The sequence below is a fragment of the Aeoliella sp. genome (genome assembly GCF_965227375.1).
Lineage (GTDB): Bacteria > Planctomycetota > Planctomycetia > Pirellulales > Lacipirellulaceae > Aeoliella.
This window is the reverse complement of record NZ_CBDDFX010000001.1, coordinates 2,378,960-2,405,604: the sequence shown is the minus strand read 5'-3', so window position 1 is coordinate 2,405,604 and position 26,645 is coordinate 2,378,960. Positions and strand designations below refer to the sequence as shown.

Here is a 26,645-nt window from a genome sequence, read left to right as displayed (position 1 = left end):
GCACCGTGTTGGTGGCGACGACGATTGCCTGCGTGTGGCTCGGCTACCGCGTGCATTTGGCCGGCGTCCAGCGAGCCGCCAGGGCGATGGTCGAACAACTCGGCGGCCGACTAACCTACGACTACGAAGTCGAACCCGGCGATCCCACCTTTACGCTGAAAAACAGCAACCCGCCTGGCCCTGCATGGCTCCGCGACACTCTGGGCGACGAGTACTTCACCAGTATCGTGCTGGTCAACATCGTGGAGAAGCCGCCGGCGGATCACGAGTCGCAGCAACTGTTCGCACGACTCGCTCGGCTGCCTTCGCTTCATTCGCTGGACCTCGACTGTGCCCATACCGAAGCCGAGACGCTCAAACAGGTCGGAAACCTGTCGGGCCTGCAGCGTCTGACGCTCTATCAAGTCAACGCCGAAGCAGAAAACCTGGCGCCGCTTGGCCAGTTGCGAGAGCTTCGCGAGTTAGATCTCCGTGGAAACATCGATGGCGATCCGGTAGCCCACCTCACTCAACTCAAGCATCTCGACTATCTCCGTCTCGATGGCGACTGGGTGGATGGGCGGGTACTCGCGTCGGTTGCTCAGTGCGAGAGCCTCACCCGACTTGCCATCGAGTGCGACGCGCTCTCCGATGAGCCGCTGACGGCAATCGGAGTGATGTCCGGATTGCAGTTCCTCTCGATCGAATCGACGGGAATCTCCAACGCGGCACTACAGCCACTGCAGGGTCTCGAGAATCTCACACGACTGGTGCTGGTCACGTCTGAAACCCGAGAGGATGGCAGCTCGAGACCAACCAACACCATCTCCGGCGACGGGTTTGTCCACCTCCGCAAGTTGCCGAAGTTGGAAAGTATGGAGCTACGGGGATTCGAAGTCGGCGCGCAGGCACTCTCGCATCTCCGACAGATCCCCAGCCTGACAAACCTCAGCATTCCCCTGGGCGACTTGCAGCTTGGTCCTGAGGAATTGCAGGAGCTGGAACGGTTCTCGCAACTCCAATTCCTCGAAGCCCCCATGGATGCGGCAACCGAGACGCAAATCCTCCAACACATCCCTAAGTTGTTCATCTATAATCCGTGAAAGCCAACTCAACAGGGCGTAGGCTGGCATTCGTTCAAGAATCTCGAAACCAGCCTCGCATTCGGCGTCGGGCTGGGCCATCCGCCGGCCAACCTGCGCAACGTAGCGTTCCACCCACATCGGCGAGTCCGAAAGCGACTCCCAGTCGCTGACCGGTGCGAAGCTGTCGCTACTGCTTTCGGACGAACTAGTGGACCTCGACCAAGCAGTCGAAATCGAGGTGAATGGCCGGCCGGTTGCGACGGTAACGCCGAGCCGCTCGGCGGCTACGATCGTCGCGTCGCTCGCCGCCCGACCCGATCCCGCGATGGCTGCTAGCTGCCGTGTGGAGGTCGAAGTTCCGTAGAGCGCGGCGGCCAGATTCTGATATACTCGGCGGAACGTCTGGCGACCTGCCAGACGACTCCAAGACCCACCTCCGCCACGGCGTCACGATGACCATTGGATTTGGTGAACTCGCAATCCTCGCCATGCTCGTCTGCGGAGTGTGCTGGATTCCCGCGCCAGCGTTTCTTTGGCATCACTCGGGCCGGTGGTTCGTGTTCAGCACGTCGCTCGCAGTGATGCTGTTCTGCCTGGTCGCACACGTCGCGCATTGGTGTTGGCGGTCGTCGGTCGTCAAGCCGCTACGGACCGCGGCCAACTTTCGCGGGTAATCAACAAAGGACTGTGGACTCGTCATGATCTGGCAGAAGCAAACGGACGTGGCGAGCACCAACGAAGTCCCTCGTCGACCAAAGCGAAGACACTGGCTCCAGTATGGCCTGCGAACGTTTCTGGTAGTGGTCACCCTGCTCTGCATCGCCGTGGGCACGCTGGCCGTTAAAGCGCGGCGGCAACGACAGTTGACTGCGGCTGTGACCAGTGTGGGTGGCGAGCTGCGCTTCGATTGGCAACCGAGTTATGCGGATAGGGTAGCTCAATTTGAGCAGTGGCGTCGAGCGATGAGGTCAGGAACTCCTCCTAAGGATCCCGAGCACCCGGAAGGTCCAACGTGGCTGAGGACGACTCTGGGCGACGAGTACTTTCAGGAGATTGAAGAGGTCAAACTCAGCTCGCCGCGCTGGTCTCGCTTCGAAGGAGGGAAGAAGCGATTGCTCCACCTCGTAGCCAACTCTCCTCATCTCACGGAGCTTTACATCTCCCGTTCCGATCTGAACGACGACGACCTTACTGTGCTAAGCAGGCTCGACTCGCTTCGCCGGCTGAGCATCAGCCAGTCGGAAATCTCCGATGACGGGCTACCGTTGCTCTACGGGATGAAGAATCTGGAATCGCTGGTTGTAACCGGTCCTAACATGACATTCGAAGGCGTAGTGGAACTATCGGCTCGGCTTCCGAAATGCCATGTGACGGGCCCCATCGAAGAGATCCATCTCCTCGCTGGCGAACTCCGTGGAGAACTAGGCGTCTTTGTGTTTCCCAACACTGTGACCATGGAACCATTTACGAAGTAAGTGCTTCTCGACATATCGGCCCGCTGGTGCAACGCTGGCTGGTTGCCTATCCTGTATCTTGACACTGCTTGCCCAAAGACTCCAATACTCCGCCATTGCGTCCCGCTACCATGTCCGCCATCGACGACCTGTTCACCCGCCTCCGCTCCGAAAACAAGAAGGCGCTGATGCCGTTCGTCACTGCGGGCGATCCCGACGTGGAGTTCACCGCGGCGGCGCTCGAGGAAATGGTCGGCCGTGGCGCGCACCTGTTCGAAGTGGGCATTCCCTACAGCGATCCCATCGCCGATGGCCCGGTGGTGCAGGCCAGCTACACGCGGGCGCTGGAGAAGAAGGTGAAGCTCGCGTCCATCCTCGAGATGCTCGGCCGAGTGACGCCCAAGCTCACCGCGCCTGTCGTGACGATGGTCAGCTACGCGATCATTTACCGCCACGGGCTCGAGCAGTACTGCGACGACGTAAAGGCCGCCGGAGTGCAAGGGCTGATCGTGCCCGACTTGCCGGTGGAGGAGTCGCCGCAACTGGCCAAGATCTGCGGCGCGCGCGACCTGTCGCTCATTCAACTGGTCACCCCCACCACGCCCCGCGAGCGGGCGCTAAAGATCTGCGAAACCTCCAGCGGCTTCGTCTACTACGTCTCGGTGACCGGCATCACCGGCGAACGAACCGAGCTGCCGCCGGAACTGGTGGAGAACGTGAGCTGGCTGCGAAGCCAAACCCCGCTGCCAATCTGCATCGGCTTCGGCATCAACAAGCCAGAGCACGTCAAGCTACTCGCGCCGGTGGCCGATGGACTGATCGTCGGCTCGGCCGTAGTGCGCCGGGTGGCCGAAGCCGCCCAGCGTCCCCGCGACGAAGTGCTCAAGGAAGTGGGCGACTACGTGTCGGAGTTGTTGGGGGCGTTTTAAGTAGCCTCGCTGGTGTCCACGTTCCTCTACTAGCCGGACCTCCACGAGGTCCGTAAGGTCGCGGAGGCAAGTGTGCCTCCGGCTGTGGGTTTCTGTTCGCAACGAATCTGTTCGGCTCGACTTGACCGCAAATCGCTGTTTTCCCACGCTTTAGCGTGCTGGAACCCGAATCCTCTTGTGCGAAAAGTTTGACCTCCCCAGTGGCCGCAAACTACTATTGATATAGTCGGCGACTATTTGATAAATGGTCGCTTGGCTAACCGTGTGTCCACAGGCGCGAGCTTGACGTTCAAGCTCATTAGCTTTCGTGAGGAGGCCTTTCGACATGCACGAGCATCGCCGCGGCGAACAGGTCCGTCGCTTTTTTGCCGGAGTTACCGAGTACGTCTTTCAAACTCGTCTTGGGGTCGCCGACCCTCCGCTAGTGGACTATATCAGCGAGCTGCTGGCTCGGTTCCTGCGGTCCGAAGACGTGTACGCGGTTCGCAGTCCGCGCGGGCAGCGGCTGACTCAAGTGGCCGACATGCTCGAAGAAGCCATGCATCGCCAGGGCCCCGCCAAGCGGCAACTGCATCGCCACATCGGCGACTTCACTTTGTTCTGGACCGGCGTCTACCCCGAGGTGGCCGATCGCATGCAGCGGACTGGCGGCAAGGACATGCTGCTGGACTACCGCGACCAGGGCAAACGCAACTACCTGATCGCCAGCAGCATTCCGGTCGAGCGCGAACAAGCCCCCAGCGAAGTGCTGCAACGGCTCAGCGACTGCTTCGACATCTGCACCTACGGCCTGCAAGAAGTCCGCAAGGCCTGGGAAGAAGAAGACGGCATCGCCGGACCAATCCTGCTGGATTGATCGATTCGACCAAGAACCGTCACTCCCCCAGTCGCTCGTGCGCTTCTTCCGCCCACGGGCTTTCCGGCGCGAGGTGCAGGAACGATTGCCAGTGCTCGCGGGCTTCGTCGGCGTGGCCCAGGCGCTCGAGCGTCGTGGCCAGGTGGTAGTGGGCGTCGGCCAGGTCGGGGTTGGCGGCCAGGGCGCCGCGGAAGGCAGCCGTGGCGTGTTCCACTTCGCCTAGTTCCAACAGCACGCAGCCCAGGTTCACGCGGGCTTCGTCGTATTCGTCGTCCAATTCGATGGCCATGAAGTATCGCTCGCGGGCGGCGGCCAGGTCGCCCATTTGGTAGAGCAAGTCGGCCACCAGGAAGTGATCCTCGGCGTCCGCTTCGCCGGAGAGCAACACGCCGCGATACAGCTCAAGCGCGGCGGCCGGCTCACCGCCGTCGGCCAGTTCCATGGCCGCGTCGCGCAGCTCGTCACTCGTCGGCGGCGCGTCGGCCATACCGGGGTTGGCTACTTCGGGCGGAGGTGCAACATCGCTGGGTGCGTCGAAGTCGATCAGCAACTGGCCGCTGGGCTCAGTGAGCTCGCTGCCGCGCCGCAAAAAGATCTTGCCTCCTTCGACCACGATCGACAGATCGGCCAACGGTCGCGCGACGTCCGGCGCGAGCCGCGCCAGCTCGGCCATCTGGCGGTCGATGCTCACCAGCGACACGCCGGCGTGCACCAACTCGGCCAGGCGGCGGGCAACACGCACCTCGGCGAAGTCGAAGTACGGCAGTTTGCGAACCTCGCACGCGGGGAGCAGGTAGCCGCGACGATGCCAGCGATGGATGGTCCGCGAGTCGACCTTCACCATCTCGGCGAGCAGCGCCGGCGTGTAGAGTCGGCTCACACCAACTTCTTCGTCCACCAGCCCGACGCGCCGCCAGAGCTGCGTCTCGTCGACCAGCGTCACCCGCCCGCTGGCGAGCAACTGCTGCACCACCTCCGCGAGCTCGGCCGCCACGTCGGCCATCGGCACTTCGTCGCCCTTGACCACCAGCGTGGTCGATTCATCCGCCTTTGATTGCAGCACTCCGCCATGCGCGGCGACCACCTTCACGGCCTCGGCCCGCGACATACTAGCCAGCCGCCCCGCCAGCGCAATCCGCTCGCCGGCGAGTTTCGGTTCGGTGGTGGTGGCGGGGGAATCGTCCATGACGTGCAGTGTAACAGCCGGCGGTAGGCGATGGGCAGGGGCAGCGCTGCTACCAAACCAAAGCCCCGAAGGGGCGAAATATGTTAGCCCGGGGCAAGCGCCGGCGAGGTACGAGCCAAGTGCCGCCCCGGGGCGAAGGAGCAAATAGTATCGCGGTCGAGGAGTAGATTCGCTATCAGCCGGAGCGCGACCGAGACCGCAATCGGGCCGCAGCGTGAATACTGAGTGTCCGTGCTTCATCGGTGTCTATCCGTGGCTGAAACTAGATACAGCGCTAACCTCCAACCAGGAACCAGAGCAAAAGCCACGAAGAGGACTACAAGGCGAAAAGACCACCAAGGTTCTATGTGGCAAACGTCGGTCCGATTGCGGTCTCGATCATTCTCCGACTAGTGGACAACGTACTGCTCGACCGCGATTAGGTTTGCCCTCAACACCCGGGGCGGCGCTTGGCTCGTTCCTCGCCGCTTGCCCCGGGCTAACATGTTGGGCCCCTTCGGGGCTGCTTTGGCGCGTCGAATCGCTCACTCTGATCCGCGAGCATCCGCCCAAATCCGCGCCGATCCGCGACTAATTCTCTCGTCCACCCAACAACCGCGTGAGCTTCTCGAGCTTCTCGGCCTCCGCGCGGCGGCCGAGTTTCATGAGCAATTCGATTCGCGCTCGCCGGGCGCGGTGCCAGCGGTCGGTGCCGCGGCGCGTAGCGGATTCGATCAGCGCGTACCGCGCGAGCGCGGCTTCGCGGTCGGCTACCATGTCGCTCTCGGCCAGCAGCTCGGCGTATTCTTCCTGGATGTCGCCGCGCTTGGGCAGCGTGGTGGTGAGCGACTCGTAGAGCTGCCGGGCTTCGGCCTGGTTGGCCACGGCGGCCAGCGCAGCTGCGCGGTAGCGGTCGGCGGGGAGTTTCCAGTTCGAGGAGCTGTCGCCGGCTGCTTTCAGTACCTCCAACAGCAGTTGCCCGAGCGCGGCCCGTTCGGTGCGGCGGGGCGTGGGGCTGCGGGCGTAGGTGGTGAGCTGCGCAGTGAGCCGATCGGCGAGCGGCTCGAGCGACGCACTCGCGCCGCCGCCGCGCAACAGGTCCATCGCCTCGGCCGTCTTGCCACCGGCCACCAGTGCCATGGCCAGCACCGGCGTCGCGCTGTCCTTGTACTCAGGCGGCGGCTCGGGAGGGTCGCTCAACGCTTTGCTCAGCAGCTTCTCGGCATTGCTCGCGTCGCCTGCGTCGAGCATCAACCTGGCGAGCTCCAGCGCGATGGTGCGCTGCGACTCGGTCCACGCGGTGGGCCAGCGCGTGGTGGAGCCTTGACCGACGATGGCCGGCAGCAGCCTGGTCCACGCGGTGCGGACCATCTGTTGCCGCTGGCTGTTGTCCGATAGCTGGCCAACTCGCTCGCGGTACGCGGTGGAGAGCAGCGCGGTCGCCGGCTCGTAGTAGGGCGACGAGCTGTCGACTTCTTCCAGCACGTCCAAGGTCGCCTGCCACTGCCCGCGAGCCGCCAGTGCGCTGGCGAGCCACCAACGCACTTCGGCGGCCGTTTGTCCGGAGGACCAATGACGCAGGTGCTCGCGGCACAGCTCCAGGTAGTTGGCCATCGCCTGATCGGCCTCGTCGCCCGACGCCTGGCGAGCGACTTCGGCGAGCGACAGGATGGCTTCGCGGTGATCGATGGAAGAGTCCTCGCGATCGACCGACGCCAGGGCGAGTCGGCGGAACCGAGTGGCCGCTTCGTCGAACACGCGTTGCCGCTGCATCACCGCGGCGGCCGCACGCTCGGCGGCGAACGCCCGCTCGCGATTTGCCTGCCTGCGGTACATCTCGGCCGCCTGATCGTACGCGGCGACAGCCGCGGTATAGTTGCCCGCGCGGTAGAAATGCTCGGCGGCCAGCACCTTGCCGCCGGCGGTGGTCATGTCGGCCGCGGACGCGAATTGCTCACCCACCATCGCTTCGGCCTGGCGGACGTACCGTGGCGCGTGGTTCGCGCGAACCACGCCCAACAGCGACTCGACGGTCGCCGCGTCGCGCTGGTCGGCGGACAATAGCAGTTCCAGCCGCGCCAGGTCCACCGCGGCCGAACCACCAGGAGGGGGCGTTGCGAGCTTCGCCAGCGCTTCGTCCGCGCGTCCGGCGGCCGCCAGCAACCGTGCTTCGGCGGCCAGCATCTCGCCGGCGAACTCGGCAGGCACGGTTTCGGTTTGCCAACTGGTAAGTAGCGCGAGGCCTTGCTCCGTTTGATTCAGTTCCGCCAGCGCGCGGGCCAGCGCCACGCGGGCGCGCCACACCAGCGCGTCGGCCGGAGTGCCTGCGGCCAAGCGGGTGAGCGACTCGGACGTCTGCTGCAGCGCGTTCACTCGATCGTCGGAGCCCGGCGGGTAGGTCAGCCCCTGCAACCGGTACGCGCGGGCGAGTTCGATGGCGATGCTCCGCGCGAGTCCTGCGAGTTCCGACTCGGTAAACTCGGCCGCCGTGCGCGACTGCCCCAGCGCCCGCTCGCGGCGGCGGCGCTCGAGTTCGTCGGCCACGCTGCGCAATAGGTCAATCGACTGCCGCAGCCGGGCTTGCAGTTGTTGGCGCTCGGTTGGGTCGTTGCGACCAGTGAGCTCCAAGTGCTCGAGCTCCGCTTCATCCAGCAGGTTCAATGCGTCCTGCAACTCGGCCAACAAACTGAAAGGCTGCTTCGCGGCGACCCACGGAGCAATCGCCTGGTGCGCGGCTTGCCAATGTCCCTTTCGCTCGACCGAAGGAACGTCGTACGCCCGAGCCACCTCCACCAGCGACAGCTCGATGGCCATCTCGACCTCGCCGCGGGGATCCAACTCGCCCGAGCCCAGCCGCCCGCGCGCGTAAACCTCCGCCAGGCGATACATCTGCCGCGCGCGCAGGTAGTCCATGTACCGCTGATCCGACGAAGCCGCGCGGGCGACGCCACCAGCGAGTAGTGCGAGCAACAACAGCAGGTGGAAGGTGGGATATTTCACAGCGTGTATCAGGGGAACGTTTCCCCCACTGTCGCCCGTAGAGGTGCCTCGTGTCCAGGGCAACCGCGCGGTTTGCAGGCCGAATTCGTAGGGTGGGTGGTTCCATCGGCGGTGCTGGAGTGAACCGGCAGGGCAATTGTATCGCCGATGGGTTCACCCACCATCCACGACCGCTCGGAACGGTGGGTGAACCTGCCGGTGGTGAGGGCACGCGAATGGCAAAGCGTCGTGCCGGCAGAACCACCCACCCTACTACTTGCCAACCAGCGCGCTCACTTTGTTGCGTCCTTACCACGTCCGCGCTCTTAGCTTGGGTAAGATGGGACGTTCTTGAGAGCCGCGAGCAAGCGAATCACGTGCCGCAAAGGGTGGAAAGCCGAGATACTGCTTGACTTTTGACCCCTGTGCGCGACAATGTCGCCAACGAGAGAGATGAACCTCTCCCTGCCCTGGTGCATTTTTGGTGACGGCTTCTATTTGGTATTGCATGCGATCGGCCCCGCGTCGATCGGCCACCGGGGCGACGACGCGACGAGATGACTGTCGGCCCTGCTGGGTTCTGGCCGAACTCCTCTTGGGTGGTGGCGAAGGGACTTGCGGATGCGGACACATCGCCACCATGCGCCTGCAATGAGAATCGTATCACTATGGCTAGGAAAGCCGCTTCTACCAACGTCTACCGGCAACTAGGAACCTACGAACGGCTTCGTCGCCGTTTGCTGGACTCGCCCGACGATGGGCGGCTGGATAAACAACTCTCCTACTGGGTGTTGCCGACCGACCGACGGCTGCCCATCGCTTTTCTGGATCGCGATCTGCGGTCGCTGCTCGAAAAATCGTTCGACCAACTCCTCAAGACGCCCGGCGTGGGGCAGAAAAAGATCGAGGGCTTCTTCGCCCTGTTACGCCGCGCGGCTGACTTCGAGTCGTCGCAGCAGCCGTTCGGGTTGGAAGAAACCACGCCCACCGAGCAAGTGATCACCTCGGCCGGCTTCGATCCCACGCAGGTCTCCGAATCGCTGTGGAGCACCTGGTGCGAAACGGTCCGCCAGCACGGATTCACCAGCCACTCGCTGGGCCGGCTGGCGCCCTCGCTGCAAACGCTGCCCACGGTGATCTGGCACACGCCGCTGGGCGAGTACGCCGATCGAACGTTGGCGCAGATTCGTCGCCTCCGCACGCATGGCGAAAAGCGGGTGCACGCCATCCTCGAAGTGTTCGCCACCGTGCACGAAGCGGTGTCGACGTCCGCTCAGAGCGAAACATTGGAGCTGGATCTGGTACCGCGATTCATCCCGCCGGTCACACGGTGGTTGAACCTCACGCTGGTGACCGAAAAGCCACCCACGCTGGCCGAGGTGCGCCGCAACCTGGTGCAGCGGATGGTCGATCAGATCGAACTCGACCTGGGCGAGCAAGTCGCCGAGTTGGCCGCCGAGCGACTCGGCCTCGAAGGCGCGAGCGTCAGCGTCAAGGAACAAGCCGAACACCTCGGCGTGACCCGCGCCCGGGTATACCAGCTGTTCGAAGACTGCGGCAAGGTAATGGAAGTCCGCTGGCCCGAAGGCCGCTGGCTAATCCTGCCGCTACAAGCCAAATGCCAAACGGCCACCCCCGCCACCCGCCGCCTGCTGGCAGCGACGCGCGATCTGTTCTACCCCGAACTCGAGGGGCAAGTGGTGGTGGAGTATTCGGCAGAGGGGGCTTAGCGAGCTCTCCTCGTTCCCACGCTCCGCGTGGGAACAGACTACCCGACCGCTCCGCGGTCATTCATCTGCCGACGCGCCTTCATCAACCGTGCCATTCAGCACCTGTCCGCTGCGCGAAAAAGCAATCCCCTGAGCACCATTCGTGCCTACCATCACCGCCTCGATGATTGGTTCGTTGATGGAGTCCGTTGAGAACCACTCGACGAGGAAGTTGGCTCCCGATCCGCCGGTGGTGTCGTGGGCTTTGACGAGGAACTCGATGGTTTCCAGCGGCCCGAGCCGGATTGGCTGGTCGACGTAGGTCTTGGCCAGCTCGCCTCTCGTGTCGTAGTAGCGGACCGAGCGAACATACACAGCGTTGCGCAGGTCGGTGTTGCGGATACTGAGCGTGGCTTCCAGAAGGTAGGGCCGGCCCTGGTTGTAATAGACATGGGAGTAAATGGGAACGTACACGAGCCGCTGGGTGACGATGGAATCGGGGTCGACGTTTTCCGCCAGGAGAGCTTTCAGGTCGGGCGGCTCGTAGTTGCGCGGCGGTTGGTAGGTTACCTTCTCCTCGATCCCGCTCAGTCGCTGGTCGAAGTACACCGCTAGTCCGCACACGACGGCCATGAGGATCAACAAGATCACGATCGATCCCACGAAACCCCGTTCCCAGATCCAGAGGAACCAGCTGGGAAAGCGCTCTGATTTCTTTGCCATTCGACCCTCTCCAACCTTGCGGCTCGCTAGCTACTGCGGAAACTCTTGACCTTACGCGATTCTAATGAGATAGGTTCCCCATAGCGAGACGCCGCGCTAGGGAGTGCACTCTGGGTGCAAACCGAACTCACTTGGCCTACACTAACGGAGGTGAGTGGCACCCTGACGCTGAACGGAGCAAGGCAATATGAATTGGTGGAAGTTGAAGATCGTTCCGATCCTCGCCACACTTTTGATCGCAGCTGTCACGCCCGCCCAAGCCGAACTCTGGTTGGCCGTCACCACGGCGGAACTGGCGCCTGGGCTTAAGCCGCTCGTCGAGCATCGAAAGCAGGATGGACTCGAAGTTGCCCTGTTTGTGGGGCAGCCGGCCGAGGCGCTGAAGCAGCATCCTGCGCCGGACTATCTGCTCTTGGTGGGCGATGTGGCGAGTGAGGGAGAACAGCCCGACCCTGCGTGGCAGGTCGATGCGCGGGTGTGTTCGCTGTATCGGTGGATTGCCTCGCAGCGGGAAGAGTTTTACTCCGACGCGATGCATGGTGACCTCGACGGCGATGGTGCGCCGGAGGTGCCGGTGGGTCGATTGCCGGCGCGGTCGCTTGAGGAACTCGACGTGATGACGCGGAAGATCATCGCTTACGAGCGCCGGCCGTGGACCACCGACGACCTGCGAATGCCCGCCTGGATGGGACACCCGCTGGCCACGCCGATGGTCAATCGCATGGCGACCGGGCTGGCGGTGAGCCAGCTTCGCACGCGGCTGCCGGCGTGGGGCGAGGTCTCGTTAATCTCCGGCGATCCCGCATCGGCGTTTTGCGGCTGGCCCGACGATCAGGCGGCCACGTTCCACCAGTGGCTCGCGCGGGGCGGAGTGCTGGCCACCGTCGGCGCGCACGGATCGGAGTACTCCTGGGTGTCGGTCGCCGGAATCGGGCGACGCACCTTTTACGACGTCCGCCGGCACGCAGGCGCGCTCGCCGAAGGCGAACCGGCGTGCCCGCTGTTGTTATTCACGTGCGACTCGGGCAACTTCACCGCGCGTGAGAGGTGCGTCTCCGAGCGAATGGTCCTGGCGCCCGGCGGCCCGGTGGCCGCGGTCGGCGCGACCACGCAGTCGCACCCGCTCCCCAACTGCTTGACGATCGCCGGCATGCAGCAGATGCTCGAACCAACCGCCGAAGGGACTCTACCCGACCGCTTGGGCGACCTGTGGCTCGGTTCGCAACTCGCAGGCCACGCGCTCCGCGACCTGATGCTCGAAACGCTGTTGAAGGACCTGGAAGGCAGCCTCGAACAGCCGATCAACACCACGAACCTTCGCCGCGACCAACTCCGCATGTACGCCATGATGGGCGACCCGGCCACCCGCATCCGCCTGCCGCGCGAATTGACCGCGACCATCGAGAAAACCGACAACGGCTGGCAGTGGAAAGTCGAACGCCCCGCAGGCGCTACGAAACTGCACGTCCACTTCCGCCCCGCCGGAATCGAACTACCTCTCCGCCCCAACGACGTCGACCAGGACGAAGCGGGCGAGTTGCTCACCAAAGCCAACCGCTTGTTCACCTACGAACCGCGCGGAGCGCTCCACGTCGAAGTGGAGTGGACCGGCACGGTCACCGAGGCGGGCGAGGTTCGCCTGGTAGCGGAGGCTCCGGAGGGGTGGTATGCGGCGGTTTTGGAGGTGGACAGCGAGTCGGGTGGAGAGGAGTAAGCCCAGTGCAGTCGACCTTCACGAACAAGTTTCGCATGATGATGAAGCACTGCCTGCGAATCATGGTAGGCTGCGCTGTAAACTACACTACGCAGTTGAAGAACGTAGTCCGTTTCACTGATTGGGCGGAATCGCTGGCAGAGGCCGACCGGCAAGGGCTGCTGCAAGCGAACGAGCTTAGTGTATTGGAACGCGTGTACGAAGAACTGCAGAAACTCGATGACATGGAAGAAGTTATCTATGCGGACAGGCACTCACGAATGGCAACCGACGCTTGCAGCGGCGCAGAAAGCACTAGATCTAATGGAGGCCAACGACTGTAGTCACTCCGGATAAATCCACTCGCCCGTAAAAGGGTTCTTGATCGGCTTGTTTGCGGGAGGAAGTCCGCCGAATGGCACAACGTCAAGGGTGTAACCAATTCCAACGACTGCATCTTTCTCTACGAGCACTCCGACCCCGTGTTCTTCCTCCCAGTCGCCATGGCAACATAGCTCAACGAGTGGAGAATCGTCCGGCGCGAATCGAGCTTCCAGCCTTTGAAGTTCAAAGTAGATGATCAGGTCCTTGGCCCCCGTCGGTGGGTCACCGACAAAGGCATTAATTTCTCCACTATCGAGCTTTCCATACCACCAATTCCCAGTTTCGGGTCCGGTGCCATTCAGGTCTTGCCAAAGTGCTTGCAGCACGCGATCGGCCAACACGGCTTCCGATTCCACAACGGCCACCACAGCGTCGACCAACCCTTTGTCCGGGTGCGGCTCTTCGGTGCTCTCAACCAAGTTCAGGTCATAACGACCCACCGGCAGCGGCGAATCGAAACGGGCGAACGACGGCAACTCAATCCGCCCTTCCCAATCGATAACGCCCAACTTCAGTTCGCCCAGTTTGGGATGCGTCCAGATTCGTTCTTCCCTGGATGACATAACAAATCACCTGCGAGTACTTGTATTTGGTCACTCCCCGCAGCATAGCATACTTACGCACGCCCAGAGCAAACCCATCGATAGCAGCTGGCAAGGTAACTTGCACCTTCACCCCCGCCCCCCTTCGCAGCAGGTTTCCAAAATCGTGTGGCATCGCGCGCATTGGAGTTTGGCGCGGATCTCGATCAGCTGGCCGCCGCACACCGGGCACACGCGCTGGCACGTTGGGGTCTCTTCGGGCGGTTGCTCGTTCTGCATGGTGGCGATTCCGCTGGGGTGATGTTGGCAATGCTTGTAGCTTGCGAAGTGGTAGCGGAATCGGCAAGGGGTGGTCAGCGGCGAATTGCTTCCAAGGCACTCGGCCACGAACGACGGGGCTGAGCTTACCTAGCTTCGCTACCCAACGTTCGTGGCGTTCCACTGTGGTGGCTCGCTGACAATTTCTCCGTCGTCGATCATCGAGCCCGGGGTTGGGGTGTTGGGCGCTTGGATGACGACGAAGTGCAGGTCGGTGGTGCCGGTGTTGCGCCAGGAGCGTTTCACGGCGGGAGCGCACCGGACACAGGTGCCATCGACGATGGGAAACAACTGCGCATCCGCCTGGAACTCGCCGGTGCCGCTCAAGAACAAGTAGAGTTCTTCGTTCTCGCGGTGGCGGTGCAGAAACGGCATCTGATCGCCGGGGCCCAGCACATTCAGCGAGACTTCCATGCCAGACATCCCGAGCCGGTCCTTGAGAAAGCCCTTCGCCGTGGCCGGCAGTCCGGGTATCTGGAAGCGAAAGTCCTTCCAATGGGACATGGGGCCCGACTCGAACACGGTGGTGGGTTGATCGTGCATTCTCGGATCTCCTGTGGTATATTAGGTTGCATATTGCAAGGCGTTTTCCGGATTGTATCGAATGCCTTGCATCTTGCAAGGGGAATTTCCGTGGCGAAACGAAATCAACTCGACCAACGTCGCAGCGACTGCCCAATCGCCTGCGCCCTGGACATTGTCGGCGACCGTTGGACGCTGCTGGTGATCAGAGACCTGGTGCTGGGCACACGGCAGTTCGAAGAATTCCTCGCCTCGCCCGAGGGCATCGCCTCGAACATCCTGGCCGCGCGGTTGAAGATGCTCGAATCGATGGGCTACGTGAAGAAGAGCAAGGATGCCGACGATCGCCGAAAGTCGGTGTACGAGTTAACCGAAGCCGGACAGCCACTGCGGAAGCTGGTGAAGCAGGTCGCGAAGTGGGGGCTGGAGAACATTGCCGAGACCGAGCTGTTACCCGAGGCACAAAAGCGCATGCGGTGACCGCGGTCTCGGTGGGAAATGGATAGTCGCTTTCAAGTCGCCTCGGCCGCAAACGTCCGCAGCGCTGGGGCAAATCTCTCGTCGTGTCTTCCGCAATTGCTCTTTGCTTGACGCGATGGCCCAGCGGACTTAGTCTGGCCATAACTATTGAGTTGCATCCCTGACCGATTGCTTGTGTGCGGAATCTATGAAGACCACCTTGTCGCTTTGCCTGGTCGCGATCGCTTTTCTTGCCTCAAAGACGTCTCAGGCGGTGGATGTCGTGTGGGATTTCGCAGGTGCAAACCCGCTCGAGTCGACGGACGGATCGCGCTTCGTCACCTACTACGATCCGCTGAGCACGGGTTGGGGACCTGTCGAAACCAGCTTTGGCGATATTCAGCAGTTCTCGCTAACCGCGTTTCCCGACGGCGGGGCCGGTCGTGTGATGCAATTCCCCGCTACCACACCGAGCGAAGGATACCGCATCGAAGCGAATGCCGGATTGACCGAAGCGTACACGATGATCTGGGACTACTACTCGCCCTCTAGTTCGGATGGCCAGTGGCGGGCGCTGCTGCAGACCAATACGTCGAACTCCAACGACGGCGACTTCTTCATCCGCAACCAATCCAGCGGAGGCATCGGGATCAGCGGCAACTACAGCGGAGCGGTGATCCCCGACGCGTGGAATCGCATCGCCATGACGCGGCAAGCCAACGGCGTGATGAACAAGTACATCAATGGATCGTTGGTTGGCACGCAGGACGCTTCCAGCTCTCGGTTTGCGCTCGATTCGCACTTCTACATTCTCACCGATGAGAACAACGAAACTCAGCCGGGCTTCCTGGGCAGTTATCGCTTTGCGGATCGAGCCTTGAGTTCCGAAGAGATTCGCCAACTGGGCAACGTCTCTTCGATGGGAGCCGCAACGCCGGGGCCGACGATTCCGGATCCCCCTGGCCCTCCCTCCGATCCGCTGTTTGGCCGCACGCTCGTCGTCGCTCACCGGGGCGGCGGCTTTCTGGCGCCGGAGAATACCCTGGCCGCGATCGAAAAGGGGTTCGAGGCCGGCGCGGACCACATGGAGATCGATATTCAGCTTACTGCCGATGGCCACGCGGTAGTGTTTCACGACAGCACCTTGGATCGCACCACCAACGGCACAGGGCCAATCGCCAACTTGACGCTGGCCGAAGTGAAACAACTCGATGCAGGCAGTTGGTTTGGATCGGAGTTCGCTGGCGAAAAGGTGCCGACGCTCACCGAGGCGCTGGAGTACATCGACGGAAGATGCCGGTTGCTGCTCGACGTCAAAGTGTCGGCCAGTCAAGCTTTGCGGGATGCGATCGCCACCTCGCTGACAGAATCCGGCGCGTCCGTGGAGGACATCTGGGTGTGGCCCCCGAGTAACAACTACACGAACGACCCACGTTTTGGCAATGCGGAGATTCAGCTATTGAGTTCCGTGCCAAGCGACCTCAGCGACTCGAACCTCCAAGCCCTCAAAGCGCAAGGCATCGATGGACTATCGGTGACGCATGGCTCGATATCGCAACAGGCGATCGACGCGTTTCATCGCAACGACATGTACGTGGATGTCTACACGGTGAATGATACCGCGCGGATGCAGCAACTGATCGCGATGGGGGTCGACTCCATTGAAACCGACCGCCCCGACTTGATGTCGGAACTGCTGTTCGCCGGCGACTACAACGGCGATGGCGGTGTGAATATCGCCGACTACACGGTTTGGCGAAACTCACTTGGGAGCACTGTCCCACCGGGAACGGGCGCCGATGGCAACGCCTCCGGCCGAGTCGATCAGCTAGACTACGACAACTGGCGGCGCAATTTCGGCAAGTCGCTGAGCGAGTTCTCGTCCGAAACGGAGGCCCTCCGGATTCCCGAGCCCGCTACGGTGGCCCTGTTGCTCACCACGCTGGTATGGGGCTGTGCACGCCGGTTCCGGACCAGGTTGTAGCGTAGCGACTGAGTCCATTCGGAAGTCTTTGCATTTCCATTTTCTTGGCCGCGGCTGTGTATTTTTCTTACACGCAGCGCGGTAGTGTAAGGGTCGACCGGTAGGTTCGTAGCTGCCGTCGCCAGATGGCGGACGACTGGGCGCGGGCGATTCGTGTTTTCGCACGTGTTGGTGAGGTGGTGCGCGCCTTGGTGCTTGTAGCTACGAAGTTCGTTCGGCGAAGCGAATGGCCACTATCGAGTTTTGGGCCAACTCATGACATGCGGGGAACAACGCGATGGGTTTTGTCGCACTCCCTGAGTGGTTTGGCCGAGAAAACTAGAGGTTTGCCAACCGACTCCTGGGCGGAACGCTTGGGGTTTTGGGCCAATGGATCGAGTGTTGGGGCAAAACGGACAGAACGGGGACAAAGTCCCTCGTGCGATCTCGGGCGGTCTGGGTTGACAAAACGTCGCAGAAAGTGTAAATTCGTACACATACCCTGCCGAGTTGTCCGCACTCTGGGAATTTGTCGATGTCCATCGCTGCACCGATTGCCGCCCCGCAGCCGGCGACCGCCCGGGTGGTGGCGCACAATCTGCGGCGGCTGATGGCGCTGTACTCTCTGACGTACGACGAAGTGGTCGACGCTGCGGGGCTCGACCACCGCACGGTCCGCGCCATCGCCCGAGCCGAAAAAAACGCCCACGCTCGCACGCTGCGGCAGTTGGCCGAGGGGCTCGGGGTGGCGGTCGAGGAGTTGTTCGTCGACGCGGGCTCGATCGCCGCGGCAGGTTTCGACGAGGCCACCAATCCCATCGTCAGCCAGGTAATCGAGAGCCACGCACCGCTGTTCGAAGGCTGGTCGGCCGCCGACTTCGCCGAACTACACAGCCGCTTCGGCCACGGCGGCGAACTGAACGAACAAGGCACTGTTAAAGCCGCTGAGGAGATGAACCGCAAACGCGAAGTGATCAACCAAGCTCGCGTGGTGCTGGAAAGCAGCGACCGAGCGCTGTTGGAGGAGTTTGTAAGGATGCTGTACGAGCGCGTGCGGAAGACGAGTTAGCGGATTCGCTTGTTGCTGGTTGAGACGTCGATGCGTCGCTAGGGGGAATTCGCAATAGCAAGCTGCAATAGCCGACGACCTACGTGTCGTCGGAACAAGCGATTTCGAGGGGGGAGCTTGGACATGCCATGCTATCTTTTCACATTTCACACGTATGGATCATGGCTCCCGGATCGTTCTCGAGGTTTTGTTCGACGGCATCAGGGGATTCTTCCCCAAGACAAGGAACTTGCCGCTAGCTATCGCAGCTTAATGAAGCAAGACTCCGTTTCTATGGCGGACGAAGTACAACTGACAGTGATCGAAACACTGCTTGAAGCGGGCCCACACGTCGAATGCCGAGTGCACGCTGTGGCAACAGACGATCAGCATATCCACCTGCTAGTGAGTTGGCACAACCGACAACGGGAGTGGAAGCAGACACGCGCGAGCTTCAAGAAGTCACTCACGCTGCGACTCAAAGAATCGCGCTGTGATCAGAAGTGGCTCTCGCGCGATGCTTCACGAAAACGCGTCGGAGACCGTTCCCACTTTGACCACCTAGCGAATTCGTACCTCCCCAACCATCGTGGCTGGAAGTGGGACGAACGCGTGGGGTACTTTTTGAGTAGGAGAGAATTACTCAGTGGGCTTTCCGACGAGGCGTAGCTCGTCGGCTATTGTGGTCATAATATCACACTCACTACTGCTTCCAACTTCCGCGAAACAACCAACTACTGCTCGACCGTTTCGCTAAGCTTGCTCATATCGATCACGCGTTCGTAGCTTTGCGCTGGGAGGACCAGGATTTTGCCGTCGCCCATGCGACCGGTGCGGGCGACTTCGACCACTCGGCGGACCACTTCCTCGCAGCGGGAGTCGTCGACCCATAGCACGATTTCGACCTTCGGCAGGAACGCCTGGCTGTACTCGCTGTCGGTGTACTGGTCGAGGTAGCTTTTCTGCTTGCCGAAACCCTTCACCTCACGGACTTCGACCGCCTCGAGGGGGGCTCGGCGGAGATTGTCGAGAATCGTCTCGACGAGAAACGGTTTGACGATCGCAATGACTTGTTTCACGGGAGGGGTCGGGGGACAGATGGGAGAGCCTGAAGTGAAAACCAGCCGCCGAACATTCATTCTAATGACGAAATGCGCTAGTTGGCAAACGGACCATCGGAAAGCCGCCAAGTGGGTGTGTTGCTCGTTACAAACTACCAATTTTTGCAGCCCCTACGATGAGCCTGGGATTTAACGCCCCCGCCCGCTAGAATCGACCACCTGACCTTACCATCCTTCCGACATCCAAGCGTGCAGCATGGCGAAAGAATATTCCAAGTACCAACAGAACATCATCAAACGCTACTACGACAACCGCGAAGCGGTGTCGCTGCAGCGACTCAGCGAACTGGTAACCGAACTGTACCTGGCCGAAGGCAAAGCCCGGGAGCGGCAGTGGAAGTACATCGTCGGCGCGCTGGAAAAGCTCGAAATCCCCCAATCCCGCATCGACCACCTCCGCGAGCAAGACGACCCGCAGTTGTTGGCGAAGCTGGTGGAGGAACTGATGGCGGCGGGAAAATGACGTCTTCAAGTACCCAATGAAGAAATACCCAAACACCCAAGTACCCAATGACTGATGACAAAGCACTTGATGTCGAGCGGGTTGGCACTAATGGGAGTGTTTCGGACGAGGTTGTGGGTCGGGCTACCGAAAGAGTTTACGATCTGGATGAGCGGACGGCCAGATTTGGGAAAATGGTTATCGACTTTGCCAAGAAGGTTCCATTCGGTCCGCTGACAAATCGACTCATCGATCAGCTCATTGGCGCGGGTACAAGCGTCGGGGCAAACTACTGCGAGGCCGACGATGCGGTCTCGACGAAAGACTTCAAACATCGAATCAGCTACTGCAAGACAGAAGCTCGAGAGTCGAAGTCCTTCATCCGCATGATTGTTCGCGCAGTCCCAGAACTCCGAGAATCCGCCAAACCAGTCTGGCAAGAAGCCAAAGAACTCCATTTGATTTTTGCCAAGATCTACCTCAACCGTTAGTAGTGCCCGTCAATTGGGTATTTGGGTACTTCGTCATTCGTCATTATTCCAAATGCATCAGTACTTGAATCTTCTCGATCGCGTTCTCACCACCGGCACCGAAAAGTCGGATCGCACTGGCACGGGGACGCGGAGCGTGTTTGGGCATCAGATGCGGTTTGATCTGGCCGAGGGGTTTCCGTTGGTCACGACCAAGAAGCTGCACACGCGGTCGATTATTCATGAGCTGCTGTGGTTCGTCGCGGGCGATACGAACATTGCGTACTTGAACGAAAACGGTGTGTCGATCTGGAACGAGTGGGCCGACGAGTCGGGTGAGCTAGGCCCCGTGTACGGCAAGCAGTGGCGCAGTTGGCAGGCGGCCGATGGGCGAGTGATCGATCAGTTGACCGACGTGGTCGAGCAGATCAAGACCAACCCGGATTCGCGGCGGCTGATCGTCACCGCGTGGAACCCGGCCGACATCGGGCAGATGGCGCTCCCGCCGTGTCACTTGTTGTTCCAGTTCTACGTGGCCGACGGGCGATTGTCGTGCCAGTTGTACCAGCGAAGCGCCGACGTGTTTCTGGGCGTTCCGTTCAACATTGCTTCGTACGCGCTGTTGTTGATGATGGTCGCGCAAGTGACCGGCCTCGAGTCGGGCGAGTTCGTGCACACGCTGGGCGACGCTCACTTGTACGACAACCACCTGGAGCAAGCCAAGACGCAACTCGCTCGCGAGCCGCGGCCGCTGCCGACCATGACCCTCGATCCAGCGGTCGATTCGCTATTCGATTTCCGCTACGAGCACTTTAAGCTCTCGGACTACGATCCTCATCCGCACATTTCGGCGCCAGTGGCGGTGTGAGGCGGTGCTACTTGACTGACAACCAAAAATCCAACTCGCCCAATAGTCCGCAGTTGCCCGTGCTGTCGCTCGTTGTCGCGGTCGCCGAGAACGGGGTGATCGGCAACGCGGGCGACTTGCCGTGGCGGATGTCGGGCGACTTGAAACGATTCAAGCAGCTGACCATGGGCCATGCGATGGTGATGGGCCGCAAGACTTACGATTCGATCGGCCGCCCCCTGCCAGGGCGAGTGACGATTGTGCTGACCAAGCAGCGCGACTACGACCCGCAACACGGTGAAGTACGAGTGGCTCATTCGCTGGAGGAGGCCACTCAGCAGCTCGTGCAAACCGAGATGCAGCAGGACCAGCTCTTCGTCGTCGGCGGCGCGGAGATCTATCGACTCGCGCTACCACACGCCGGGCGGATCTACCGCACGGTCGTCCACGCAACCCCCGAGGGCGACACGCGGTTTGCGGAACTTGACGCGCACGAATGGCGAGTTGTCGAACAAACCGAGTATGCGGCCGACGAGAAGAACGAGTTTGCTTGCACGTGGGAAGTGCTGGAGCGAATGGAGTAACACGCGCAATCTCAGCAACTTCACATTGCGCAATAGCCGACGAGCTACGTCTCGTCGGTAACCCCGTGCTTTACGAGCAACCCAGTGAGTGAGGACTACTCCCCATCCATCCCCAGACGCATCTTCAATTCTTCGAACTGGTCGACGAATCGTTCGTTGCTGGAGTGAACGTGCTCGGCTTCGGTGATGAATCGCATCTGCTCGCGGCAGGGAAGCTTGTGCTCGTCGAGGATCTGCTCGTACGATTGCAGGTTCGCTCCGTAGGCGATCAGCAGCTTGTGCTCGTCGAGTTGCACCTCTTGCGGCACCGAAGGATTGAGCACCGCCACGCCGGTGCAACCGTCGTTGGTCAAGAGGTCCTCGAAATCCCACAGGATGCTCTGCAAGATCGGCATGTCGATCTGCTCGCGGTACAGGTCGGTGTGGTGACCGGCGCGGTGACCGTGGCTAGTCTCGAGCACCACGTCGACGCTCTCGCCGAGTTGCTCGATCAGCTCCATGAAGATGTCGAGCAAGCGCTCCTTCGAGGCAGCCGCCATCAGCACGGGCACGTCGGCGCGGTTCTCTTCGTCGCGGTACACATCATGCCGATAGCCGGCCGAGGGAACCACTTCGAGGTTGTACGAAGGGCGCACCGCGTCGGTCAGCGTGAAGTCGCCGTACTGGGCCACCTGCAGGTGCGCTTCCAGTTGACCTTCGGTCAGCTGCTCGAAGCTGCTGGTCGGCGGAGCGGCCATCGCGGTCGGGCGTTCGTCGGCGAACACGTCGTCGAAAAAGTTCTTCAAAAATCCCATCTCAAATTACTCGCAAACAAATGGGTGTGGTTTTTCTATGTCATGCCGAACCACGAATGGCTAGCAGGACTGGCGGGGAGGGATGGGGGAGTTGTTCCGGGTAGCTGCCGCGCCGCTATACCGGGGGCAGTGCGTTGGCCAAACGAATGGCCACCGCTCAAATCTAGGTTACCCCAGTACGGCGACGAGGAATCCGTCGGATGCGGTCTGGATTTCGCCCAAACTTACCGGCGGCATATTCATTACGACCGGCAACCAGCATTGGGTCGCTCGGACAACCACAGTGAGCGGCGACACGTGAGCGATATCCTGCGTATTTTGCAGAATTGAACAGATGTGGCGCCATGCCGACGCTTATTGGGCCTGGTGCCTCGGTGGGGTATGATGAGCGAAAGATGGCCAGCAAGGCCCCGACTCCAAACGACACTTCAATCACTCCATGAAGATCTACACCAAGACCGGCGACCAGGGTGAGACCTCACTGTATGGTGGTGGGCGTGTCGCCAAGGACCACCTGCGTATCGATACATTTGGAACGGTTGACGAGCTCAATGCGACGCTAGGCATGGTGCGGAGCGAGCTTGCGCGGCTGCCGGAAGCGTATGCCGAAATCGATGAGTTGCTGAGCCAAGTGCAGAACCATCTGTTCGACCTGGGCTCGGAGCTGGCGACGCCCGACGCGGCGCAAAAAGGCGCACAGCTGTTGAATTCTGCAGCAGTTTCGATTTTAGAGTCGGCAATCGACCATTGGGATGGCAAACTGCCGCCGCTCAAGCAGTTCATCCTGCCCGCCGGCACCGAACTGGCCGCCCGACTGCACGTGGCCCGAGGCGTCTGCCGCCGGGGGGAACGGGCGCTGGTAACCCTGGCGAGGGAGGAAACCGTGCGGCCGGAGGTTGGCATCTACCTCAACCGGCTCAGCGACCTGCTGTTCGTGCTGGCCCGGGCGGGCAACCATCTGGCTGGCGTGGCGGACGTCGCCTGGAGAAAAGCCGACAACTAGCGAAGCCAGGGGGCCTTTTGCACGAAGGGGGCGAAGTCGGATATCTTGAGTTTCTTGGCTGCATTCGCGCACGAGTTGGGCCTTGATCGGCGCGGATTGCGGAGACTCGCTGCGCGGAATCGTCGTGGCGATTCGGGGCGGCGGCAGGTGACTTTTACACCAAGGCAAGGTACAATAGAGGGCTTGACGGGAAGAAGACCCAGGCGGTCGCATCTTTCTGGTGACTACCTGGAATGAAGATCGACGTTCTGCGGCAATACCTGGACGAGCCGGCTGCTGCCAAGTCGTGGCTGGACGAGTCCCTCCGTCTCCGTGAAACCAACACGGGTCACGGCAATCTGCGCCGTATGGCCGAGGCAGGTGTAACGCTCGACCTGCTGGCCGACATCTGCGATCAATTCGCCGAAGCGGCTCCGCGCTTGGCCGACGCCGACATGGCGTGGAACAACCTCGAGCGGTTCATCGTCGCGTCGCGCAACCCGCTCGCCACTTGCGCGTTGTTCGAGCGCGATCGCCAGGCGCTGCCGCGACTGTTGGCGCTGCTGTCGACCAGCCAGTACCTGAGCGATTTGCTGGTGGTCGACAACGAGGCCTACGATCTGCTTCGCATGACCGAAGGCCAACCAGTGGCCCGCGATCTGTTGGTCGAGGAACTGGTGGGCGAGATCCTCACGGTCACACACCCCAGCGAGGCGATGCGGATCCTGCGGAACTTCAAACGCCGCGAGACCCTTCGCATCGCCTACGGCGACATCGTTCGCGAGCAACCGATCGCCACCGTGGCGCGGCAGATCTCGTTCGTCGCCGACGCAGCCGTGGAAGCCGCCTTGCGATTCGCCCGGCGAGCCTTGGAAGAAAAGATGGGCGTGCCCATGTATCAAGGTCGCGCGGGGAAGTTCGTTGTGCTGGCCATGGGAAAGCTGGGCGGGTTGGAACTCAACTACTCCAGCGACATCGACCTAATCCTCGTCAGCGAAGGCGATGGCAAGACCAATGGCAACCGCCAGACCAGCAACCAGGAGTTCTTCGAGCGTTTGACCCGCGACATGGTCAAGCTGCTCACCGAGCCCACCGAACTGGGCACCACCTATCGAGTGGATCTGCGGCTGCGGCCCGAAGGGTCGCGCGGCTCGGCCGCGATTTCCTACGAAAGGGCGCTGGCCTACTACGACAACAAGGGGCGCACCTGGGAACGGCAGGCGATGATCAAAGCCCGCCCGATCGCTGGCGACATAGACCTCGGCAAAGCGCTGCTCGCCGAACTCGAACCGTGGATCTACACGCGTTACTTAAGCCTGGCCGACATCACCGGCATCAAGACGCTCAAACGACAAATCGAACAACGCACCACCGCGCACGGCACGCATCAACTCGACGTGAAGACCGGCGTGGGCGGCATCCGCGATATCGAGTTCGTCATTCAGTTCCTGCAACTGCTGAACGGCGGCTTGCTGCCTGAGGTCCGTACAGGCAACACGCTCGAGGCGATCGATCAACTGGAAAAGGCCGGCTGCCTGCGGATCCAAGAGCGGACCATTCTGGAAGAGAACTACTGCGAACTGCGGAAGCTCGAGCATCGTTTGCAGATCCTGTACGACTTGCAGACGCACACGCTGCCTGAGAATCCAGAGGAACTTCGCAAGCTGGCCGTGCGCATGGGGTATTATCCGTCGCTCGAGCGGTCGGCCACCGCGGCGTTTGAGGAGGATCACCGCGAGCGAACCGAGCTGAACCGCAAGATTCTCAATCACCTGCTGCACAATGCCTTCGGCGACGATGCCCAGCTGGAGCCCGAAGTCGACCTGGTGAACAACCCCGCGCCCACGCCCGAAGAGATAGGCGAGGTGCTCGGCAAGTACCCGTTCGAGGACGTGCAGGGGGCTTACCACAACTTGATGGCGCTGGCGAACGAGAAAATTCGATTCCTCTCCACGCGGCGATGCCGTCACTTCCTGGCATCGATCGCGCCGCGGTTGCTCGAAGCCATCGCGGCCACGCCCGAGCCCGACACCACGCTGGTGAATCTGAGCCGAGTGAGCGATTCGCTGGGCGGCAAAGCGGCGTTGTGGGAGCTGTTCCGCACCAACCGGCCTTCGCTCGAACTGTACGTCACGCTGTGCGCGGTCTGCCCTTACCTGTCGAGCATCCTCACGTCGAACCCTGGCATGATCGACGAGTTGATGGACAGCCTGCTGGTAGAAGGGCTGCCGTCGCACGAGATGCTCGTCGCGACACTGGCCGAATTGACGCGCGGCGCCGAAGACATCGATCCGATCCTGCACAGCTTTAAGAACGCCCAGCATTTACGAATCGGCGTTCGCGACATCATTCACCGCGACGACGTCGAACGCACGCACGCCGCGCTGGCCGACGTGGCCGAAGTTTGCCTGACGCAGATCGCCAAGAGCGAACAAAAGAAGCTCGACAGCAAGTTCGGCACGCCCACGATTCCCTCGTTCGAACACAACGAGCAGGCGAGCGACGAGGTGCGCGAGCGATTTGCCGGTCGCGAGGGCGAGGCCTGCGAGTTGGTGATCCTGGCGCTGGGCAAACTTGGCGGAAGCGAGCCCAACTATCACAGCGACCTGGACGTGGTGTTCCTGTACGAAACCGAGGGGCGCACGTTCCACACCGACTACACCGGCAGCAAAGTCACCAGCGCCACCACGACCAGCAACAACCATTACTTCAGCGAACTGGGTCAACGAATCATCACCCGCGCCAGCCGCATTGGCCCGTACGGACGACTGTACGAAGTCGATGCCCGCTTGCGACCGACCGGCAAGAGCGGCTCGCTGGCCGTGCCGATCGACGCGTTCGCCCACTACTTCGCTTCCGGCACCGCCGACCTGTGGGAACGCCAGGCGTTGTGCAAGGCCCGGGTGATCTACGGCTCACCCACCGCGGCGGGGTACGCCATGCAAGCGGTGAACACGGCCGCGTTTTCGCCCGCCTGGTCGCCAGCCAATGCGGCCGAGATTCGCTCGATGCGGCACCGCCTGGAAGAAACCGCCACCGGTCGCAACCTGAAGCGTGGCCGCGGTGGCACCGTGGATACGGAGTTCTTGGTGCAGATGCTGCAACTCAAGCACGGCGGCGCCGATCCCTCGGTCCGCGTGCCCGGCACGTTGGGCGCGCTCGAAGCGCTCAAGACGGGAGGCTACTTGTCGGAGGACGATGCCGAGTTCTTCCGCCAGAGCTATCGCTTCCAGCGAACCGTCGAGTCGGCCATCCGCCTGATGGACACCACCGGCCGCCACGAACTGCCCACCGACCACCACGAATTGGCGAAGCTGGCCTACCTGATGGGCTACAGCGATGCGCCGGCGCTGGAGAGAAAAGCGCTCGAACTATTCGACGCGACCCGAGAACGGTTCGACAAGATCTTTGACGCCGAGCGGTGAGGGGCTGGTGGTGTTTTTCAATTGAACCAGTTGGTCCCAATCTCTGGACCACCTAATGCACCCAGCGCAATTGTTAGCCCCGTCGTTTACGGCGGGTGATTGAAGCGCAATCTACCCGCGGTCGAGTGACTGCTTTCAACTAGTCGGAGTGTGGCCGAGACCGCAACCAGCC

Annotated in this window: 25 protein-coding genes; 18 read left to right on the top strand and 7 right to left on the bottom strand. The window is 61.6% G+C overall.

All coding sequences use genetic code 11. The annotated features are described in order from the left end of the window. Positions 1-11 precede the first annotated feature (11 nt). From ACQK2L_RS09885 to ACQK2L_RS09860, 6 genes are all read left to right on the top strand, one after another. Positions 12-1,082, top strand: a complete 1,071-nt coding sequence (locus ACQK2L_RS09885) for a leucine-rich repeat domain-containing protein (RefSeq protein WP_425396791.1) — start codon at positions 12-14, stop codon at positions 1,080-1,082. Positions 1,083-1,272: 190 nt separating this feature from the next. After that, on the top strand, positions 1,273-1,428 hold the full coding sequence (locus ACQK2L_RS09880) for a hypothetical protein (protein WP_425396790.1): 156 nt from the start codon (positions 1,273-1,275) through the stop codon (positions 1,426-1,428). 88 nt (positions 1,429-1,516) lie between these two features. Then, positions 1,517-1,738: a hypothetical protein gene (locus tag ACQK2L_RS09875; protein WP_425396789.1), complete on the top strand. Its 222-nt coding sequence runs from the start codon at positions 1,517-1,519 to the stop codon at positions 1,736-1,738. Positions 1,739-1,762: 24 nt separating this feature from the next. Further along, the gene (locus ACQK2L_RS09870; RefSeq protein WP_425396788.1) at positions 1,763-2,539 is read left to right on the top strand and encodes a hypothetical protein; all 777 of its coding nucleotides are present in this window, start codon (positions 1,763-1,765) and stop codon (positions 2,537-2,539) included. Between the two features lie 110 nt (positions 2,540-2,649). Then, a complete protein-coding gene (gene trpA / locus ACQK2L_RS09865) occupies positions 2,650-3,447 on the top strand; it encodes a tryptophan synthase subunit alpha (RefSeq protein ID WP_425396787.1) in 798 nt (265 codons plus the stop codon). Between the two features lie 325 nt (positions 3,448-3,772). Next, positions 3,773-4,303, top strand: a complete 531-nt coding sequence (locus tag ACQK2L_RS09860; RefSeq protein ID WP_425396786.1) for a hypothetical protein — start codon at positions 3,773-3,775, stop codon at positions 4,301-4,303. 19 nt (positions 4,304-4,322) lie between these two features. On the opposite strand, the gene ACQK2L_RS09855 is transcribed toward ACQK2L_RS09860, so the two are convergent. Further along, positions 4,323-5,489 (bottom strand): tetratricopeptide repeat protein, encoded by a 1,167-nt coding sequence (locus ACQK2L_RS09855; RefSeq protein WP_425396785.1) that lies wholly within the window; start codon positions 5,487-5,489, stop codon positions 4,323-4,325. A gap of 570 nt (positions 5,490-6,059) precedes the next feature. Then, on the bottom strand, positions 6,060-8,468 hold the full coding sequence (locus ACQK2L_RS09850; RefSeq protein WP_425396784.1) for a hypothetical protein: 2,409 nt from the start codon (positions 8,466-8,468) through the stop codon (positions 6,060-6,062). Between the two features lie 647 nt (positions 8,469-9,115). On the opposite strand from ACQK2L_RS09850, the gene ACQK2L_RS09845 reads away from it, so the two are divergent. Then, complete coding sequence (locus tag ACQK2L_RS09845) at positions 9,116-10,177, top strand: hypothetical protein (protein WP_425396783.1); 1,062 nt, start codon at positions 9,116-9,118, stop codon at positions 10,175-10,177. Between the two features lie 57 nt (positions 10,178-10,234). On the opposite strand, the gene ACQK2L_RS09840 is transcribed toward ACQK2L_RS09845, so the two are convergent. Then, on the bottom strand, positions 10,235-10,879 hold the full coding sequence (locus ACQK2L_RS09840) for a DUF3124 domain-containing protein (RefSeq protein ID WP_425396782.1): 645 nt from the start codon (positions 10,877-10,879) through the stop codon (positions 10,235-10,237). Positions 10,880-11,066: 187 nt separating this feature from the next. On the opposite strand from ACQK2L_RS09840, the gene ACQK2L_RS09835 reads away from it, so the two are divergent. Together ACQK2L_RS09835 and ACQK2L_RS09830 are read left to right on the top strand one after the other, a co-directional pair. Further along, positions 11,067-12,593 (top strand): C25 family cysteine peptidase, encoded by a 1,527-nt coding sequence (locus ACQK2L_RS09835; RefSeq protein WP_425396781.1) that lies wholly within the window; start codon positions 11,067-11,069, stop codon positions 12,591-12,593. A 5-nt stretch (positions 12,594-12,598) separates the two neighbouring features. Continuing rightward, a complete protein-coding gene (locus tag ACQK2L_RS09830) occupies positions 12,599-12,916 on the top strand; it encodes a hypothetical protein (RefSeq protein ID WP_425396780.1) in 318 nt (105 codons plus the stop codon). Here the strand turns inward: ACQK2L_RS09830 and ACQK2L_RS09825 are convergent, their stop codons facing one another. Continuing rightward, positions 12,917-13,519 carry a DUF6985 domain-containing protein gene (locus tag ACQK2L_RS09825; RefSeq protein ID WP_425396779.1) on the bottom strand — a complete coding sequence of 201 codons (603 nt, stop codon included), beginning with the start codon at positions 13,517-13,519 and terminating at the stop codon, positions 12,917-12,919. Between the two features lie 396 nt (positions 13,520-13,915). Further along, positions 13,916-14,359 (bottom strand): cupin domain-containing protein, encoded by a 444-nt coding sequence (locus ACQK2L_RS09820; protein ID WP_425396778.1) that lies wholly within the window; start codon positions 14,357-14,359, stop codon positions 13,916-13,918. A gap of 90 nt (positions 14,360-14,449) precedes the next feature. On the opposite strand from ACQK2L_RS09820, the gene ACQK2L_RS09815 reads away from it, so the two are divergent. The 3 genes from ACQK2L_RS09815 (at position 14,450) to ACQK2L_RS09805 (ending at position 17,829) form a co-directional block, all read left to right on the top strand. Further along, positions 14,450-14,818: a winged helix-turn-helix transcriptional regulator gene (locus tag ACQK2L_RS09815; protein ID WP_425396777.1), complete on the top strand. Its 369-nt coding sequence runs from the start codon at positions 14,450-14,452 to the stop codon at positions 14,816-14,818. Positions 14,819-15,005: 187 nt separating this feature from the next. Continuing rightward, entirely contained in the window at positions 15,006-16,781 is a 1,776-nt protein-coding gene (locus ACQK2L_RS09810; protein WP_425396776.1) for a glycerophosphodiester phosphodiesterase family protein, read from the top strand. Positions 16,782-17,295: 514 nt separating this feature from the next. Next, positions 17,296-17,829 (top strand): helix-turn-helix domain-containing protein, encoded by a 534-nt coding sequence (locus ACQK2L_RS09805; RefSeq protein ID WP_425396775.1) that lies wholly within the window; start codon positions 17,296-17,298, stop codon positions 17,827-17,829. A gap of 713 nt (positions 17,830-18,542) precedes the next feature. On the opposite strand, the gene ACQK2L_RS09800 is transcribed toward ACQK2L_RS09805, so the two are convergent. Next, on the bottom strand, positions 18,543-18,887 hold the full coding sequence (locus ACQK2L_RS09800; RefSeq protein WP_425396774.1) for a P-II family nitrogen regulator: 345 nt from the start codon (positions 18,885-18,887) through the stop codon (positions 18,543-18,545). 238 nt (positions 18,888-19,125) lie between these two features. Between ACQK2L_RS09800 and ACQK2L_RS09795 the strand changes: the two genes are divergently transcribed. Genes ACQK2L_RS09795 through ACQK2L_RS09780 form a run of 4 tightly spaced genes read left to right on the top strand, consistent with a single transcriptional unit; the run spans position 19,126 to position 21,272 of the window. Further along, positions 19,126-19,392, top strand: a complete 267-nt coding sequence (locus ACQK2L_RS09795) for a hypothetical protein (RefSeq protein WP_425396773.1) — start codon at positions 19,126-19,128, stop codon at positions 19,390-19,392. 47 nt (positions 19,393-19,439) lie between these two features. After that, complete coding sequence (locus ACQK2L_RS09790; RefSeq protein WP_425396772.1) at positions 19,440-19,862, top strand: four helix bundle protein; 423 nt, start codon at positions 19,440-19,442, stop codon at positions 19,860-19,862. A gap of 52 nt (positions 19,863-19,914) precedes the next feature. Further along, entirely contained in the window at positions 19,915-20,709 is a 795-nt protein-coding gene (locus ACQK2L_RS09785; protein WP_425396771.1) for a thymidylate synthase, read from the top strand. A gap of 11 nt (positions 20,710-20,720) precedes the next feature. Beyond that, positions 20,721-21,272 carry a dihydrofolate reductase gene (locus ACQK2L_RS09780; protein WP_425396770.1) on the top strand — a complete coding sequence of 184 codons (552 nt, stop codon included), beginning with the start codon at positions 20,721-20,723 and terminating at the stop codon, positions 21,270-21,272. A gap of 95 nt (positions 21,273-21,367) precedes the next feature. Here the strand turns inward: ACQK2L_RS09780 and ACQK2L_RS09775 are convergent, their stop codons facing one another. Beyond that, a complete protein-coding gene (locus ACQK2L_RS09775; RefSeq protein ID WP_425396769.1) occupies positions 21,368-22,066 on the bottom strand; it encodes a hypothetical protein in 699 nt (232 codons plus the stop codon). A 439-nt stretch (positions 22,067-22,505) separates the two neighbouring features. Between ACQK2L_RS09775 and ACQK2L_RS09770 the strand changes: the two genes are divergently transcribed. Further along, entirely contained in the window at positions 22,506-23,069 is a 564-nt protein-coding gene (locus ACQK2L_RS09770; protein WP_425396768.1) for a cob(I)yrinic acid a,c-diamide adenosyltransferase, read from the top strand. A gap of 233 nt (positions 23,070-23,302) precedes the next feature. After that, positions 23,303-26,473, top strand: a complete 3,171-nt coding sequence (glnE, locus tag ACQK2L_RS09765; RefSeq protein WP_425396767.1) for a bifunctional [glutamate--ammonia ligase]-adenylyl-L-tyrosine phosphorylase/[glutamate--ammonia-ligase] adenylyltransferase — start codon at positions 23,303-23,305, stop codon at positions 26,471-26,473. Positions 26,474-26,645 lie beyond the last annotated feature (172 nt).